Source organism: Desertibacillus haloalkaliphilus (assembly GCF_019039105.1).
Lineage (GTDB): Bacteria > Bacillota > Bacilli > Bacillales > KJ1-10-99 > Desertibacillus > Desertibacillus haloalkaliphilus.
Genome location: NZ_JAHPIV010000417.1, coordinates 1 through 362 on the forward strand (window position 1 = coordinate 1; position 362 = coordinate 362).

Here is a 362-nt window from a genome sequence, read left to right on the forward strand (position 1 = left end):
CCTTCTTTTTCCTCTCTCCCCTTTTCTTTCCCCTTCCCTCTTCCCCCCCCTTTTTCTTTCTTTTTCCCCCTTCCCTCTCCCCTCTCCCTTCCTCCTTTTTTCCCCTCTTCTTTTTTCTCTTCCTCCCTTCTTCTCTTTTTTCCCTCTTCCCCTCCTTTTCTCTTCTTTTTTTTTTCCCTCTCTTCCTTTCTTCCTCCCCTTCTCTCTCTCCCCCTCCTTCCCTTTCCCTCTCCCTCTTTTTCCTTTTTTCCCTCCTCTCTTCTCCCCCTCTCCCCCTCTTTCTCCTTTCCCCCTCCTTTTCCTTTTTCCCTCTCTTTTTTCTTCTCCTTCCCCTTCCCCCCCTCTCTTTCTCTTCTCCCCCT

The 362-nt window shown here is 49.7% G+C and carries 1 protein-coding gene; it reads right to left on the reverse strand.

The window, feature by feature from the left end:
- A partial coding sequence (locus KH400_RS30175) for a hypothetical protein (RefSeq protein ID WP_217228461.1) occupies positions 1 to 362 on the reverse strand: 362 nt, incomplete at both ends.